We start from the raw sequence: 15464 nt of genomic DNA on the forward strand, positions 1-15464 counted from the left end.
TCTCTCACCAGCCCAGTTCGTTCGCGGTTGTCTCGGCTATCGCGGGCGAGCAGGTCATGCCGCGCCCGCCGGGCCCGGTGACCAGCCACACCCCGTCGGCCAGCTCCTGCCGGTGCACGACCCGGGTGGTGTCGGTGCACTGCGCGTACACGCCGGCCCAGCGGTGCCGGATGCGCGGCAGCGGCCGGCCGAGGAGCGACTCGACGACGCCGGTGAGGTGCTCGTAGGGCTCCTCGACGGTGTCGAAGGCGAAGGGGTGCTCGTACTCGTGGGTGTCGCCGATGGTCAGCCCACCGTCGGCGCGCTGCACCATGAGCAGCTGCATACGGTGCACGGCCGCCGTCTCCGGCTGCGGCCGGTCGGCGTTGAAGGCGTCCAGGGCCGGGGAGGCGTAGGCCGGGTAGTAGCGGAAGCTGTCGGCGTCGGCGACCGAGGTGGGCAGGGGTTCGCCGAGCGGATCGGTCTGCATCATCTGGAGCCGGACCCGGCGCACCGGCAGATCGGGGCCGGCCAGCTCGCGGACCAGGCCGCCGAGCCAGGCGCCGGTGCACAGGACGACGGCGTCGGCGTGGTGGACGTCGCCGTGGTCGTCGCGGACCGTCCCGGGGCCGGTCACCTCGCGGACCTCGCGGCCCGGCAGGAAGGTGTAGTTCGGGGACTTGAGCAGCTCGGCGCGGAGGGCGAGCTGGGCGGTGCGGGGCTCGACGGCCGCGTCCCGTTCGCAGTAGAGGGCGGCGTCGAAGGCGCCGCGCAGCGCGGGGTTCAGGGCGCGGGCCTCGGCGGGCGTGAGCAGCTTGTGGCCACGGGCGGCCGCGTCCGCGCGGGCCACGGCGGCCTCGGCGACGGCGACTTCGTGCGCGCCGCGCACCGGGGTCAGCGACCCGTTGGCGCGGAAGCCGAGCGCGGGCACCCGGCCGCCGATCTCCTCCCACAGCTCCCGGGCCCGCAGGGCGGTTTCGAGCTCCTCCCCGCCCGCGCGCCCGCTCACCCAGATCTGCCCGAAGTTGCGCAGCGAGGCGCCGCGGGCCTCGGCCTCGCGCTCGATCTGCACGACCTCGTGGCCGCGTTCCACTGCTTGCCAGGCGTGCATGGTGCCCACCACGCCTGCTCCGACGACTGTCACTCTCACGACCGCCACGCTCCTCGCGACTGGGGAACCGGAATGGACCGGCTGACAACGAGAGCGTGAACTGGTCATCACGTTTGGGCTAGACCCGTTATCTTTTCGTGATACTCGAAAGTGGTCGGAATCGGTGTTTTTCAGCCGCGCAGATGGGCCGTGAACGAGAACCGGTCCCCCCGGTACAGCGACCGCACCCGCTCCAGCGGCCGCCCCTCCGTGTCCCGTGACACCCGGTGGATCAGCAGCATCGGCAGCGCCGGCGGGGTGCCGATGAGGAGGGCCTCGCGCGGGGTGGCCAGCACGGTCTCGATGCGCTCGTCGGCGTCCCCGAAGGCGATGCCCTTCTCGTGCAGATAGCCGTAGAAGGAGGAGTCGGGGTGGAAGTCGGTGTCGAGGCGCGGGACCCGGGCCACGGCGACATAGGTGCTCTCCAGGCCGACCCGCTCGTCGTCGGCGAGCAGCACGCGCTCCAGGTGCCAGACGGGCTCGCCGCGTTCGAGGCCGGTCTCGTCGGCGAGGGCGGCCGGGCACGGGAAGCGGTCGAGGGTGACCAGGCTACGGCCGGGGGTGCGCCCCTGGCGTCGTACGCCTTCGGTGTAGCTGGCGAGGGAGAGCGGCTGCGCCAGCTTGGGCCCGGCGACGACCGTGCCGCGGCCCTGCCGGCGCAGCTTGCCCTCCAGCACCAGTTCGCGCAGCGCCTGCCGGACGGTCTCGCGGGCGACGCCGTACTCCTCCGAGAGATCGCGCTCGGTGGGGATGACGTTGCCCTCCCCCAGATCGCCGACGAGATGGTCGATCCGCGCCTTCACCGCGTAGTACTTCGGGATGCGGCCGTGCTCCGGGATGCCGGAGCGGACGGGGGCGCCGGGGGCCTGGTCGTTCGGGTAGTCCACGCAGGGATGTTCGCAGACGGCGCCTTCGCCGTCGGGCAGGGGGCGTCGGGCGGGGGTCGGGGCAGGGGTCGTCGGGCAGGGTCGTGGGACACCGCTCACCGCCGTCTGCGGGCCAGCAGGAACACGCTGCCGCCTACGGCGAGCAGGGCGACGGCGGCCGCGAGCAGCCCGTGGGCCAGGCCGAGGCCGGTGCCGGCCAGTTCACGGGCGCGCTCGCCGGCCTCCTCGGCCGCCTCGGTGAACGGCAGGGCGCTGTCCGGGGAGGGGGCGGGGCCCTCAGGGGTGGTTTCGGGGGTCGCCCCCGGGCTGGCGCCGGGGCTGGTGCCGGGGCTGGGATCCGGGTCGGCCCCCGCGGAGGCCCCCGGCGAGGCCCCCGGCGAGATCCCCGGGCCGACCTCCGCGCCGATGGAGGGGACGGCGGGGGCGGCGCTCGCGGGGGGCGGTTCGCCGCCGATGCCGAAGCGGTAGTCGTCCGACTCCCCCACCCAGTCGCCGTCCGACCCCCGCCGCTGTACGACGGCCGCGTTGGCCGTGACCGCGTTCGGTACGGCGTCGGAGGCGACGGCGAGTCTGACCTTCACCGAGACGGTCGCCCCGGGCGCCACGGTGAGCCCCGGGAAGCCGTCCCCGTCGAACACGCCGACCAGCTCGGACTCGTCGGTCTCCGTGAGCGGGACCGGACGGGTGCGCGGGCCGTCGTAGAACTCCAGCTCGGCCTGGGACGGCTTGAGGGCCCGTTTGTCGTCGACGAGGACGACGACCGGGTGGACGTCGGTACAGGTGCGGTCGGTGGTGTTGGTGAGGTCCAGGTACCAGGTGCCGTAACCGCCGCCGGCCTCGTAGGACGAGGGGCCGTCGTGGATGCGGGTGGCGAGGGGGAAGCCCTGCTCGTCGGCGCCCGCGCAGGACGCGTCGGCGGGGGCGGTGGTCTCCGACGACAGGGGGGCGGCGGTCGCCGACGGCACGGGGGCGAGAACGGCGGCTGCGGCCACGCAGAGGGACAGGGACGCGCTCAGTCGCATGATCATGTGATCATGCCGGGCGTCGCGGGGACCGGACCGGTGCCACTCCGCGAGGGCACACCAACTCCGCCCGAACAGCCCCCTGCGCCTCTCCTCCCCCTGCCGTCAGCGGTCAGCCGTCCGCGCGGCCGAACACCGGGGCGAGCAGCAGCTGGGCCGCACCCTCCGCGACCCGCCGGTCGCTGCCGGGGGCGAGCCGGACGGGGACGGTCGTACCGAGGCTGCCCTCCCGGCGGGCGCGGGCGTCGAGGACGGCGGCGACGCCGTGGACGAAGGTCTCCGGGGCGGCCGCGATCGTACGGCCGCCGAGCAGCACGAGGTCGATGTCGAGCAGCGCGGCCAGGTTCGCGGCCCCGGCGCCCAGCACCCGCGCCGCCTCCTCCGGGTCCGCGCGGCCCACCGCCGCCAGGCACAGCGCCTCGATGCAGCCCCGGTTGCCGCAGTGACACAGGGGTCCGTCCAGCTGGATGACCTGGTGCCCGAACTCCCCCGCCCCGGTCCGCGCCCCCCGGTGCACGCTGTCGCCGATCACCAGTCCGGCGCCGAGCCCCGTACCGAGGTGCAGGTAGGCGAAGGAGCCGCCCTCGCCGCCGACGGCGAGTCCGAGGGCGGCCGCGTTGCTGTCCTTGTCGACGACGACCGGCACCCCGAGCCGCTCCGCGAGCGCGTCCCGCAGCGGGAAGCCGTCCCACTCGGGGAACCCGGTGACCCGGTGCAGCACACCGTGGATGTGGTCGAGCGGCCCGGGCGCCGCGACGCCGACCCCGAGGACCTCTCCGGGCGCCTCCTCCCGCACCTCCCCGACCAGCTCCGCGGCGGCCCCCAGTACTGCCGCCGCCCCGGCCCCCAGATCCAGCTCCCCCCGCCGTTCGCCGACGACCCTGCCGTCGAGGTCGACCAGCACCGCACGCAGTTCGTCCCGGTCGAGCTGCAACCCGACCGCGTGCCCGGCCTCCGGGACCAGCCGCAGTACGGTGGCCGGCTTGCCCCCCGTGGAGGCGCGCCGCCCGGCCTCCGCCGCGAAGCCCTCCTCGCGCAGCCGGGCGGTGATCTTACTGACCGCCTGCGGGGTGAGCCCGGTCCGCTCGGCCAGTTCGAGCCGGCTGATGCCCTCCTCCCCCGCCGTGCGCAGCAGATCCAGCACCAGCGCGGTGTTGTGACTGCGCACGGCCGGCAGGTTCGCTCCGGCCGCACCCGGTCGTCCGCTCCTCGTCCTGTTCACGCCACCCATTCTCCCCACCGCTTGCGCTTTAGCAACAGCGTTGCCAAAGTGGGAGGCATGACAGCTGCCACTCCCCTCCGCGTCGGCCTCATCGGCTACGGCCTCGCCGGATCCGTCTTCCACGCCCCCCTGATCGCCGCCACCGAGGGCCTCGCCCTGGACACGGTGGTCACCTCGAACCCCGAGCGGCAGGCGCAGGCGAAGGCCGAGTTCCCCGAGGTCCGGACGGTCGCCGGCCCCGACGAGCTGTTCGACCGGGCCGACGACCTCGACCTGGTCGTCATCGCCTCCCCGAACAAGACGCATGTCCCGCTGGCGACGACCGCGCTCAAGGCGGGCCTGCCGGTCGTGGTCGACAAGCCGGTGGCCGGCACCGCGGCCGAGGCGCGCGAGCTGGCCGCCCTGGCCGAGGAGCGCGGCCTGCTGCTCTCGGTCTTCCAGAACCGCCGCTGGGACAACGACTTCCTCACCCTGCGCAACCTCCTGGAACAGGGCGAGCTCGGCGACCCCTGGCGCTTCGAGTCCCGCTTCGAGCGCTGGCGCCCGCAGCCCAAGGGCGGCTGGCGCGAGTCCGGCGACCCGGCAGAGATCGGAGGTCTCCTCTACGACCTCGGCAGCCATCTCGTCGACCAGGCCCTGGTCCTCTTCGGCCCGGCCACCGAGGTGTACGCCGAGTCGGTCATCCGCCGGGACGGCGCCGAGACCGACGACGACACCTTCATCGCCGTCACCCACGCGGGCGGTGTCCGCTCCCACCTGTACGCCTCGGCGACGGCGGCCCAGCTCGGCCCGCGTTTCCGGGTGCTGGGCTCGAAGGCGGGTTACGTCAAGTACGGCCTGGACCCGCAGGAGGCGGCGCTGCGCGAGGGCGAGCGCCCGGGCCCCGGATGGGGCGTCGAGCCGGAGTCCCTGTACGGCAGGATCGGCGCCGGGGAGTCCCCGGTGACCGGCGCGGGCCGTGCCGTTCCCACTCTCCCCGGCGACTACCCCGCGTACTACGCGGCCGTGGCCGGGGCCCTGCGGGGCGAAGGCCCCAACCCGGTGACCGCGCTGGAGGCGGCCGCCGCCCTGGACGTACTGGAAGCAGCCCGCCGCTCGGCGCGAGACAAGGTGACGGTGACCCTCTGATGCCCCACCCGCAGATCACCCCCCGGTCCACCCCCGAACTCACCCCGTCGGTGGAGGAGCTGGAGAAGCAGGAACGCCTCCTGGTCTTCCGGCAGTTCACCAACGACGACGCGTGGGCCCTCGGCTCCCTGCTGGTGGAGATGGCACGGGAGCGGCAGGCCCCGGTGGCCATCGACATCCACCGCGCCGGCCAGCAGCTCTTCCACGCGGCCCTGCCCGGCTCGACGCCCGACAACGACGCGTGGATCGCCCGCAAGCGCCGGGTGGTGGAGCGGTACGGCTCCGCGTCCTACCTGGTCGGAGCCCGCTTCCGGGCGAAGGGCACGACGTTCGAGGAGTCCTCCCGCCTGGACCCGGACGAGTTCGCGGCCCACGGCGGCTCCTTCCCGGTCACCGTGGAGAACGTGGGAGTGATCGGGACGGTGACGGTCTCCGGCCTGCCCCAACTCCAGGACCACCGCTTCGTGGTGGAGGCCCTGGAGAAGTTCCTGGAGGTGTGACGCCCTCACTGGAGCGCCCCGTCAGGGGCGCTGGGGGTACCCCCAGCCGAAGGCTGGGGGAGGAACTGCGCGAGCAACCACATCCGGCCCGCAGCCGAGCGACCTGCGCAGTTCCCCGGCCCTCCCAGCGAAGCGCCTACGCGTTCTTGAACTCCTGCCGCTGACGACCGAGGCCCGCGATCTCCAGCTCCACCACATCGCCGCCCCTCAGGTACGGCTTCGGCTCGGGCGCCCCCAGCGCGACCCCCGCCGGGGTCCCGGTGTTGATGACGTCCCCGGGGTAGAGGACCATGAACTGGCTGACGTACCGCACGACTTCCGCGACCGAGAAGATCTGCTCGCCGGTGGTCCCGTCCTGCTTCAGCTCGCCGTTGACCCAGAGCTTCAGCGACAGTTCCTGCGGATCGCCGACCTCGTCCGCCGTGACCAGCCACGGCCCGAGCGGGTTGAACGTCTCGCAGTTCTTCCCCTTGTCCCAGGTCCCGCCCCGCTCGATCTGGAACTCCCGCTCGGACACGTCGTGCGCGACCGCGTACCCGGCGACGTACGCCAGCGGATCCTCGTCGTCGGCCAGATAACGCGCCGTACGCCCGATGACGACCGCCAGCTCCACCTCCCAGTCGGTCTTCACGGACCCGCGAGGGACCAGCACCGTGTCATGCGGCCCCACGACCGTGTCCGCGGCCTTGAAGAAGATGACCGGCTCGGCCGGCGGCTCGGCGCCCGTCTCGCGGGCGTGGTCGTGGTAGTTGAGCCCGATGCACACGATCTTGCCGATCCGCCCCAGCGGCGGCCCGACCCGCAGCCCGGTCGCGTCGAGCGCGGGCAGTTCCCCGGCCTCGGCGGCGGCGCGGACCCGGCCGAGCGCGCCCTCGTCGGCGAGCAGTGCCCCGTCGATGTCGTCGACGATCCCGGACAGGTCCCGCAGGACCCCCTCGGCGTCGAGCAGCGCGGGCCGCTCCGCCCCCGCCGTACCGACTCGCAGCAGCTTCATGGTCGTCACCATCTCCCTTGATAGCGGGCGCCCGGCCGATGGGTGCAGCCATCGGAGGACTGATCGATCCTCTGAGATGTGGGTGCAGCGGGCAATACCCTGTTCACGTACTGGACCGTACTCCCGCACTCATCGGTACAGCACGGCACGCTCGACGGCACTCCACGTCGTGCTCGTCACCACGTACAGCGCGGCGGCCAGCGGTACCACGGCCACGGTGAACAGAGTGAAGTACGACAGGTAGGGCGTGACCTTGGTGACCGCGCCCAGCCCCGGCACCTGCTCGCCTTCCCCGCCGCTCACGACCGCCCCGGCCGTCGTCCGCCTGGTGCGGAGGAAGGTGAAGGTGGCGACCGCGGCCACAAGGACGAACAGCCCCAGATAGACCAGGCCGGCGCCCCCGGCCCCGCTGCCGAGCACGTCGACCCCCCGCCCGCCGAGCGGGGCGCCCAGCAACGAGTGGCTCAGCAGGCCGTTGTCCTGGCCGCCGATCGTGGAGCTGGAGAAGAGGTGGTACAGGAGGAAGAACGCGGGCAGTTGCAGCAGCCCGGGCAGACAGCCGGACAGCGGTGACACCTTCTCCTCCGCGTGCAGTTCCAGCACGGCCTTCTGCAGCGCCCCCTGGTCCTTGCCGTGCTTCTTCCTCAGCTCGGCGATTCTCGGCTGGAGCGCGGCCCGGGCACGCTGGCCACGGGCGGCGGCACGGGACAGGGGATGCACGAGCAGTCGTACGAGCGCGGTGAACAGGACGATCGCGGCGGCGGCCGCGGAGGCGTGGAAGAACGGCTGGAGCAGGTCGGCGAGTTGCTCGACCAGGGCAGCGAAAACGGACATGGGTGGGAGCCCTCCGGGGGTCTCGTCGTGCCGTGGGTGAAGAGGTGGAACGGCATGACGACCCGCGCGGGGTCACCCGGAACGGGTTCTCGGGTGCCTTACGCGGTGGTCGCCGGGAGGGCGTGTCCGGGGGCTCGGGGGCGGCTGCGGCCCTTGGCGTCCGGGTCCCGCTGCGGCAGGAAGGCGGTACGCCGGGCCCGGTCGCGGATCGCCGTACGGACCCGGGTGGGCGGCACGGCGGGCGCGGAGCGGGCGGCGAGCACGGAGGAGACCACGAGGGCCGAGCCGACGGCGGCGGTCGCGGCGAGCGCGACGGTGGTGAAGAGGCTGCCGGAGTCGAGCAGCAGGAGATCGAGCAGCACGAGCAGCAGGAAGGCGACGGGGCGCGACGGCACGGCCGACCAGCGGTTCACGCGCGTCCCTCCCCGTTGTCACTGCCGTGTTGTCACTGCCGTTTATACATGATCGGTTTCCAGCGGCTCCAGGAGCCTCTTGGGCTTCAGGAGCGCCCGGCTGACCGGATCCGCCGGGTCGGGGTCGAGTCCCGGTCCCGGCGTAATAAGAACGTCGGCGACGGGCACGACGGTTCCGCAGGCGGGACATTCGCCGTACGGACCGAGTTCGGTGCCGCAGTCCACGTGCCGGAAGTAGCGCAGCCGGGAGTCCATGAGGTGCTCGCGCCCCCAGACGGCGAGGGCGCGCAGGGCGGGGAAGAGCGCGATCCCGCGGTCGGTGATGACGTACTCGTCCCGGGGCGGCGACTCCTGGTACCGGCGCTTCTCCAGGATCCCCTCCTCGGTGAGCGTCTTGAGGCGGGCCGACAGGACGGCGCGCGGGATGCCGAGGTGGACGAGGAAGTCGTTGTAGCGCCGGACGCCGTAGAGCGCGTCGCGGACGACGAGCAGCGTCCAGCGCTCGCCGACGACCTCCAGCGCGCGGGCGATCGAGCACTCCTGCGTCACATAGTCCTTGCCCAGTGCCATGGGACCACCTTAGTCAGTTTCCCAGTCGTGGGTTCAATGAACGAACTCACGATGCTACGGTACCGCCATGGCTGAGTTCAATGAACGAACCCTAACGAGGGTCGAAGCGCCGAGTGCCCGGCACAAGCCCGCGGCACCCCACCCCGACACGACGCCCCACGCCCGCGCCACCCTGGCCCTGACCAGCGCGGCCACCGCCGTGAGCCTGATGACGTACACCGCGCCCGTGGTCACCCTCCGCGACACCGCGGCCGACCTGCACACCCCGCTCTCCGCCCAGGCCTGGCTGATCAACGGCACCCCGCTCGGCCTGGCCGCCCTCCTCCTGGTGGCCGGCAGCCTCGCCGACGACTTCGGCCGCCGCCGGATCTTCCTGCTCGGCACGCTGACGCTGGGCATCACCACCGCCCTAGGCGCGTTGACCGACTCCACCTGGCTGTTCACGCTGGCCCGTATCGCCCAGGGCGCGGCCAGTGCGGCCATCCTGGCGAGCAGCCTCGGCCTGCTGGTGCACGCCTTCCCGAGCCCACGCGGCCGGCTGCACGCGACCGGCGTGTGGGGCGCCTTTGTGAGCGGCGGTATCGCGGTGGGCCCGCTCCTGGCGGCCGTGCTGCCCAACTGGCGGGTGGCCTACGCCGTCCTGGCCGCGGTGACGCTGCTGGTGGCGGCCCTGTCACCACGGGCGCTCACCGAATCCCGCTCCCCGAGGGGCGGCCGCCCCGACATCCTGGGCGCCCTCACCTTCGGCCTGGCACTGGTCTCCCTGGTGGCCGCGCTCACCCTGGGCCGTGACGGCTGGCTGCGGTCCGAGGTGGGCCTGCTGTTCCTGGCCGCGGTGGTCCTCATGGCCGTCTTCGTCCTGGTGGAGCGCCGCACCACGACCCCCATGATCGACCTGAGCCTGCTGCGCCGCCCGAGCTTCCTGGCCTCCTCCGCCGGCGGCCTGTTCACGGGCTTCGCGGTGATCGGCCTCTTCAGCTTCCTGCCGGTCCTGTTCCAGCAGGTGCTCGGCCTGACCCCGCTGGACACGGCGTGGCTGTTCCTGCTCTGGTCGGGCCTGTCCTTCACGGTGGCGCTCCAGGCCAAGCGCCTGTCCGGCCGCGTCCCGCCCCGCCAGCAGCTGGCGGTCGGCTTCACCCTCCACGCGGCCGGCGTCCTGACCATGCTCGGCGCCATCGACTCGGGCTCCTGGCAACGCCTGCTGCCGGGCCTGGCCCTGGGCGGCATCGGCAGCGGCCTCCTGAACGCCGCCCTGCCCCTGCTCTCGGTCGAATCGGTCCCGGTGGCCCGTGCCGCCATGGGCTCCGGCGCCCAGCAGACCTTCCGCTACATCGGCTCCTGTGCGGGCGTCGCCCTGACGATCGCCATCGTGACCTCGTCGAGCGACGGCCCGGGCCACGGCGCGAACACCGCCCTCGCGGTGTCGGCGGGGCTGGCGCTGCTGGCGGCGGTGGCGGTGCTGGGGCTGCGGGAACGGGAGCGCTAGAGGGGGCGGTACGACCGGCCCAGGGCCCGGGGCATCCTCGTCGGAAAGCCCGGCAGATCGATCCGCAACCGCACCGTCGGCCCGCGCCAGTCGAGGTTGACGGAGCGGATCCGTATGCCGACCAGCGCATCGGGGAGGATCTCCCCATAGAGGGACCGCAGTACCTGCGGATTCACGAGGTGGTCGTCCAGGGCCACGAGACCGCCCCCTCCTCGGAGATCCCGGACAGCGGTCTGTGCCGGAAGGATTCGACGCTGTCGACGTACGCGCGAATCAGACGGTTCTCTCCAGCAGGAGGCGGGCTGCCGGGCGGCATGGTCGGCCGATCTGGGTGCACCGGCTCTCGAAGTCCGGCGGAAGCCAGCCTCGCCCCAGCAACCGTGGGTGGGCGGGGAACGCCGTGATCGCGGCCAGGACGAACAGCAGGGACGCCCACGGTGTGCGGAGCTGGACCGTCGTGTACCGGCCGTTGTTGATGTTCCGGAAGCTGGTCTGGAAGACGTCCGGTGCGACGAGGTCGACGGTGTCGAGGCCGCTCCAGGCGAGGTCGAGCGGACACTGCGGGTGGCCGAAGTAGACCTTGCGGGCGGTGACGGTGATTTCGCCGGATCCGTCAGCCGTCCAGCGGAGTTGGGCGTCGTCGGCCGCGGCACGGCGCCGGGCGGAGTTGCCGATCGCCGAGCCGACCATGCTGCCGATCACGAACGCGGGACTGCCGAAGGCGACGACGTTCTGGTGCGCGTAGCGGCCGTCGCCGACAGCCCTCCAGGTCAGACGCTGTGCAGGCCCGACGGCCAGTGCGCGGTCACCGGGTTCGAGCCGGGCGACGGTGGCGACCAGCGGACGCCGATCGATCCGCCTCTCGATCAGGTCGGCGACGATGTCGCACGAGTGCCACAGATACTCGTCAAGCTCGGACCAGGCAGGTAAACGCCCGTTGCCGGAAGGAGGAGGCGGGGCGAAAGGGTTGTCCACTGTCTCTCCGATATCCCCGCGCGGACGCGTCGTCGGTGACCTTCGTCTGGCCACCTTACTGACGGGCGGCCACGCTCACGCATACGAGGATCCGGCACCCGGTCCGCCCACAGGGCCGCTCCTGCCGGCGCACCTCACTGAAGGCTGACGCGGTGTCCGTGTACGGGATCCGCCGAGCAGACGAAGACGAGGAGCGAGCCGCCTCGCCCGACCACCACCCGCGTGGGGGTCCTGGCGGCGGCCCCTTCGGTGCCGGCCGGCGTGGCCTCTTCGAGCGGCCTCCAGCTGCCCCGCACCCCTTCCCACTCCGCCGACCCGATGGCGAGGAGCAGGTCCATGGGACTGCCGCAGGAACAGACCAGCTCCTGGGGACCCGTCACACCCCAGCGCGCGAAGCCGCCCACCTTCCAGCCGGGAGCCACGGCGAAGTCACCGTCGTAGGACAGGGCGTCGTCCGCATCGTCACCGTTCTCTTCTGCTTCCTCCCACAGCGCCTCCTCCCATTCCTCGATGCGCAGCCGCAGGTCCTCGGGCAGCAGCTCGGCCCACTGGTGCTCCGTGACCTGCTCCGGGTCGAGCACACAGGGTTCCGGTACGTATCCCTCGTCCCCCACCACCGCCGGCCGCGGAGGATCGGGGAACGGCACGCACGCGGCGGCGCTTCGCCAGCGCAGATGGACTCCGGGAGCCGCCTGTTCGCCGTGGGCGCCGAACGGACACCACAGGACCTGAAGCAGGTCACGGCCGTCGGGAACGACGAGCCCGGGAACGTCCCGCGCGAAGAGCTGGGCGACGGGCAGGAGCGGCACCGGGTCGGTGTCCTGGAGGCGACGGTGCGGCTCCCGGCAGAGAGGCCACGCCTCGCCGGCGGGCCACAGAAACGGGCCGCCGACGGAACTCCGGTCGGGTCCGGGGGCGCCGGGACGGGGATGCAGCCGTGTGGCGGTCTTCCGGTGACCGGCCAGTTCAGGGAATTCCGCCTCGATGTCCAGGGGGCGGGGAGGGGTGGTTCGGGGCATGAGCATCCTTGGTGGCACAACGAGGCCTCAGCTGTACATCCTTTCGCGCCGTCCGAGAATCGAACAGCTCGCGAAACCCACGCTCTCAGCTCCCTTCGGGAAGCGAGGCAAGAAAATTCTTCACATCCGGTTTCACATAAATTTGAGAGCGCGAAGTCGCCTCAGAGCGTCTGCCACGTGTTGTCGCAGTTCTCCGTCGGTCAGGTCGTCATCGTCCCTGAGACTCGGGTCGATGGTGTAGTCCTCCAGCGTGTAGAAGACCTCGTCCAGCGCGTCGGCGATCGCGTCGCTCACACGCTCTCCTGCTTCCATGGCGTTGCGGCGTTCGGCAAGCCACTGGCGGGCATAGGCCGGTCCGTCGACGGCATCCTCCAGGAGTGCCCGCATCAGCGTCAGTTGCCGTCCCGTATGGCTGTTCACCGGGATGTCGGCGGGAGACTTCCATGCCCTGCTCAGTGGGGGGAAGTCGGCAGCCACTCCCAGGATGTGCGGTTGTTCGGACCGTGTCGCCCGGGCGTACCGCCGGAAATCGGCCTTGGCCTTGTCGGGGCCCTCGGACAGCGCGCCGCGCATAAACTGCGCCGTCCCTCCGAGGAGGGCGTACCCGACCTTGGGCAGCAATACACCGTGGAGATTGTCGGCCGCCAGGAGTAGTTCGGAACCCTCCTGTGTACGGAAAGCGAGAGCCAGAAGTTCGTCCGTGCTGAGAGGGGCTTTGGTCACCTGGATGTCGCGGCGCTCGGGGGCGAGCGAGGCGGCGAGGACGGCCGTGGCTCCTGCTTCCCGCGCTCCGGCCACGACGCGCAGGGCTGTAGGGCGGCTCAGACCGGCGTGCACGGGGAGGGGCACGACGACTTTGCCGCCTGCGGAAGCCAGCCAGTCGCTACTGAAGTCCCCGTCGGCGGACAGGACCGTCTGGATCAGGTCACGGTTCTTCATGTTCGTCACGTGGCGTTCTATGTCAGGAATCCCTTGTCAATGATGCTCTGGAACTGTTTGTCGCCCAGTTTCCATGCTGACCAGAATTTTCCATCGGTGTGCAGCATGACCATCTTCTTCGTTCCGGGATCTATGAACCCGACGGCCTGGCCCTGGTTCCGGTAGCTGAAGCGGTAGATCTTCGTGTCGCCGGCGAGCATAAGGGTTGAGCTCGATCACGCCCGGATCAGCCCTTCTTTTCCCGGGCCGCGGCCGCGATCAGCACGTCCAGCAGATCGAAGGCGTCGGAAACCTCACCGATCAGCTTCGCCTCCGCGTTCCACTCCTCGTCCAACTGCCTGGTGAGCTTGGCGAGCGTGGTCATGCCCTCGCGTATCTCGTCCGTGGCGCTGAGCAGCGAGCCCAGCGCTCCCAGCGCCCCCAGGTCATGGGACTGCGCCTCGAACTGCTGCAACGGCTTCGCCGTGTGATGCCCCACGCCACGCAGCCCCGAAGCCGCCTTGTGTATCGACGCGGCTTCCTTCTTCAGGTCCGACATGCCACCCCACCCCCGTACTTCACGCTGTGCACATGCCAACCCAAGAGACTATGGAGAGCGGTTATTGCGGGAGGTATGGGTGAGCCCAACGGCTGGCAAAGATCGGCATGCGCGCACCGCCAACGAGACGGCACCGGCGCCGAGATATCGGAGGAGACGGCGCCGGCACCGAGATATCGGACGACACGGCATCTACGCCCGCGGTCGCATCGACACCAGCTTCCCCCACACCACCATCCGGTACCGCGAGGTGAACTCGGGCGTGCAGGTGGTGAGGGTGATGTAGTAGCCGGGCTCCTGGTACCCGTACGACGGCTTCACGATCGAGCGCGGTACGGCCCGGATGACCCCGGAGTCACGGGACGAGGTCTGCGGCAGGATCTGGTCCACGGTGTACGTGTAGGTCGCCGCCCTGGTCTCGACCTCGATGGTGTCCTTGCGCCGGAGCCGGGGGAGATACCGGAACGGCTCCCCGTGGGTGTTCCGGTGCCCGGCGAGCGCGAAGTTCCCCGCCTGGCCCGGCTGTTGGGTGCCGGGATAGTGGCCGACGTACCCGTGGTTGAGCACGTTCGGCTTGCTGACGCCCTCCGCGACCGGGACACGGAGGCCGAGCCGGGGAACGACGAGGATCGCGTAGGCCTGGGAGGCGACGACACGGGTGGTGTACGACGTCTGCCGCCGGCCGGTGCCGGAACGGGCCGACGGCGCGGAGTCCGTCGTACCGGAATCGCTCTTCGCTTCGCTGCTCAAGCCTCCGGACCCGCCGGAGTCCCCCCACTCCCGCTCCAGCGCCTCCACCTTCCGCTCGGCCCCCTGCCTGGCCTCCCGGTTGGTCCACCACAGCTGGTGCACGACGAGGAGCATCAGCACCACGCCCACGGTGACGAGGAGTTCGCCCCCGCTCCACAGGACCCGCCGGCGCCGGGCCCGCCACCGCCGCTCGCCGTGCCCCACGACTCGCACCGCGCACGCACCTCCCGCCGACCCCAGTCGGTACCGACGCGCGGCCGGTACCGCCGCCCAGCCGGTACCGACACCCAGCCGGTGCCGCACGATAAGGCGAACGCCGCCAAGTCACCAGAGCCGTAAGGGTTCCCGCTCGCGGGGTCTCGCCTCCGATGACATGTCGATCTTCTGTGGCCTGCTGGTTCTCTGTTGTCTCCGATGAGATTCCCGCGCCGCGCCGGTCTGTACGCGTGAGACCGACTCACGGAAGGCTGGCGCCATGCGGAAACTGATCTACGGCATGAACCTGACCCTGGACGGCTACATCGCCGCGCCCGGCGACGACATCGGCTGGGGCGGACCGCCGAGCGACGAGCTGTTCCAGTTCTGGTCCGACCAGTTGCAGGCGACCGACCTGTCGCTGTACGGGCGCAAGCTGTGGCAGACGATGAGCTCCTACTGGCCGACCGGCGACCAGCAGCCGGGCGCCACCACGGCGGAGATCGAGTTCGCGCGCCGCTGGCGGGACATGTCGAAGGTGGTGTTCTCCTCGACGATCGACAAGGTCGACTGGAACACCCGCCTGGTCACCGGCGACGCGGTCGCCGAGATCACCCGGCTCAAGGCCGAGGACGGCGGCCCGATGGACATCGGCGGCGCGACGCTCGCCGGGGCGGCCATGCGGGCCGGGCTGATCGACGAGTACGTGCTGGCCACCGCGCCGGTCCTGGTGGGCGGCGGCACGCCGTTCTTCACCGCGCTGGACAACTGGGTGAACCTGAACCTGGTGGAGACGCGGACGTTTCCCGGCGGCGTGGTCCTGACCAGGTACGAGACGAGGCGCTGAGCAGCAGCACCCACAC

19 protein-coding genes are annotated in these 15464 nt (G+C 71.6%); 4 read left to right on the top strand and 15 right to left on the bottom strand.

The window, feature by feature from the left end:
* Positions 1-4: 4 nt before the first annotated feature.
* The 4 genes from ACZ5K7_RS04985 to ACZ5K7_RS05000 all read right to left on the bottom strand — a co-directional run bounded on the left by ACZ5K7_RS04985 (position 5) and on the right by ACZ5K7_RS05000 (position 4269).
* Complete coding sequence (locus ACZ5K7_RS04985) at positions 5-1129, bottom strand: TIGR03364 family FAD-dependent oxidoreductase (protein ID WP_468910494.1); 1125 nt, start codon at positions 1127-1129, stop codon at positions 5-7.
* 131 nt (positions 1130-1260) lie between these two features.
* On the bottom strand, positions 1261-2016 hold the full coding sequence (locus ACZ5K7_RS04990; protein WP_468910497.1) for a GntR family transcriptional regulator: 756 nt from the start codon (positions 2014-2016) through the stop codon (positions 1261-1263).
* Positions 2017-2111: 95 nt separating this feature from the next.
* Positions 2112-3044, bottom strand: a complete 933-nt coding sequence (locus ACZ5K7_RS04995; protein ID WP_468910500.1) for a hypothetical protein — start codon at positions 3042-3044, stop codon at positions 2112-2114.
* Positions 3045-3150: 106 nt separating this feature from the next.
* Complete coding sequence (locus ACZ5K7_RS05000) at positions 3151-4269, bottom strand: ROK family transcriptional regulator (RefSeq protein ID WP_468910503.1); 1119 nt, start codon at positions 4267-4269, stop codon at positions 3151-3153.
* Positions 4270-4317: 48 nt separating this feature from the next.
* Here ACZ5K7_RS05000 and ACZ5K7_RS05005 point away from each other — a divergent pair, with 48 nt between their 5' ends.
* Positions 4318-5388, top strand: a complete 1071-nt coding sequence (locus ACZ5K7_RS05005; protein WP_468910506.1) for a Gfo/Idh/MocA family protein — start codon at positions 4318-4320, stop codon at positions 5386-5388.
* Entirely contained in the window at positions 5388-5888 is a 501-nt protein-coding gene (locus tag ACZ5K7_RS05010) for a heme-degrading domain-containing protein (protein WP_468910510.1), read from the top strand. Before ACZ5K7_RS05005 ends, ACZ5K7_RS05010 begins: the two co-directional genes overlap by 1 nt.
* A 136-nt stretch (positions 5889-6024) precedes the next feature.
* On the opposite strand, the gene ACZ5K7_RS05015 is transcribed toward ACZ5K7_RS05010, so the two are convergent.
* From ACZ5K7_RS05015 to ACZ5K7_RS05030, 4 genes are all read right to left on the bottom strand, one after another.
* The gene (locus tag ACZ5K7_RS05015; RefSeq protein ID WP_468910513.1) at positions 6025-6882 is read right to left on the bottom strand and encodes a fumarylacetoacetate hydrolase family protein; all 858 of its coding nucleotides are present in this window, start codon (positions 6880-6882) and stop codon (positions 6025-6027) included.
* A 129-nt stretch (positions 6883-7011) separates the two neighbouring features.
* On the bottom strand, positions 7012-7716 hold the full coding sequence (locus tag ACZ5K7_RS05020; protein WP_351701023.1) for a YidC/Oxa1 family membrane protein insertase: 705 nt from the start codon (positions 7714-7716) through the stop codon (positions 7012-7014).
* Between the two features lie 98 nt (positions 7717-7814).
* Positions 7815-8129 (bottom strand): DUF6412 domain-containing protein, encoded by a 315-nt coding sequence (locus ACZ5K7_RS05025; protein WP_351701026.1) that lies wholly within the window; start codon positions 8127-8129, stop codon positions 7815-7817.
* Positions 8130-8171: 42 nt separating this feature from the next.
* Complete coding sequence (locus ACZ5K7_RS05030; protein ID WP_351701029.1) at positions 8172-8699, bottom strand: winged helix-turn-helix transcriptional regulator; 528 nt, start codon at positions 8697-8699, stop codon at positions 8172-8174.
* Between the two features lie 67 nt (positions 8700-8766).
* On the opposite strand from ACZ5K7_RS05030, the gene ACZ5K7_RS05035 reads away from it, so the two are divergent.
* Positions 8767-10185 carry an MFS transporter gene (locus ACZ5K7_RS05035; RefSeq protein ID WP_468910518.1) on the top strand — a complete coding sequence of 473 codons (1419 nt, stop codon included), beginning with the start codon at positions 8767-8769 and terminating at the stop codon, positions 10183-10185.
* On the opposite strand, the gene ACZ5K7_RS05040 is transcribed toward ACZ5K7_RS05035, so the two are convergent.
* The 7 genes from ACZ5K7_RS05040 to ACZ5K7_RS05070 form a co-directional block, all read right to left on the bottom strand.
* Positions 10182-10382 (bottom strand): hypothetical protein, encoded by a 201-nt coding sequence (locus tag ACZ5K7_RS05040; protein ID WP_468910520.1) that lies wholly within the window; start codon positions 10380-10382, stop codon positions 10182-10184. The two genes, ACZ5K7_RS05035 and ACZ5K7_RS05040, sit on opposite strands and share 4 nt — an antisense overlap.
* A 76-nt stretch (positions 10383-10458) precedes the next feature.
* On the bottom strand, positions 10459-11160 hold the full coding sequence (locus tag ACZ5K7_RS05045; protein WP_468910523.1) for a hypothetical protein: 702 nt from the start codon (positions 11158-11160) through the stop codon (positions 10459-10461).
* A 134-nt stretch (positions 11161-11294) separates the two neighbouring features.
* Entirely contained in the window at positions 11295-12179 is an 885-nt protein-coding gene (locus tag ACZ5K7_RS05050) for a hypothetical protein (RefSeq protein ID WP_468910526.1), read from the bottom strand.
* 132 nt (positions 12180-12311) lie between these two features.
* Positions 12312-13118 (bottom strand): colicin immunity domain-containing protein, encoded by an 807-nt coding sequence (locus ACZ5K7_RS05055; RefSeq protein WP_468910943.1) that lies wholly within the window; start codon positions 13116-13118, stop codon positions 12312-12314.
* A gap of 17 nt (positions 13119-13135) precedes the next feature.
* On the bottom strand, positions 13136-13318 hold the full coding sequence (locus ACZ5K7_RS05060; RefSeq protein WP_468910528.1) for a hypothetical protein: 183 nt from the start codon (positions 13316-13318) through the stop codon (positions 13136-13138).
* Positions 13319-13344: 26 nt separating this feature from the next.
* Positions 13345-13656 carry a hypothetical protein gene (locus ACZ5K7_RS05065; protein WP_468910531.1) on the bottom strand — a complete coding sequence of 104 codons (312 nt, stop codon included), beginning with the start codon at positions 13654-13656 and terminating at the stop codon, positions 13345-13347.
* Between the two features lie 192 nt (positions 13657-13848).
* Positions 13849-14619 (bottom strand): class E sortase, encoded by a 771-nt coding sequence (locus ACZ5K7_RS05070; protein ID WP_468910534.1) that lies wholly within the window; start codon positions 14617-14619, stop codon positions 13849-13851.
* Between the two features lie 262 nt (positions 14620-14881).
* On the opposite strand from ACZ5K7_RS05070, the gene ACZ5K7_RS05075 reads away from it, so the two are divergent.
* Positions 14882-15448 carry a dihydrofolate reductase family protein gene (locus tag ACZ5K7_RS05075; RefSeq protein ID WP_468910537.1) on the top strand — a complete coding sequence of 189 codons (567 nt, stop codon included), beginning with the start codon at positions 14882-14884 and terminating at the stop codon, positions 15446-15448.
* Positions 15449-15464 lie beyond the last annotated feature (16 nt).

Source organism: Streptomyces sp. NPDC031497, from assembly GCF_055580905.1.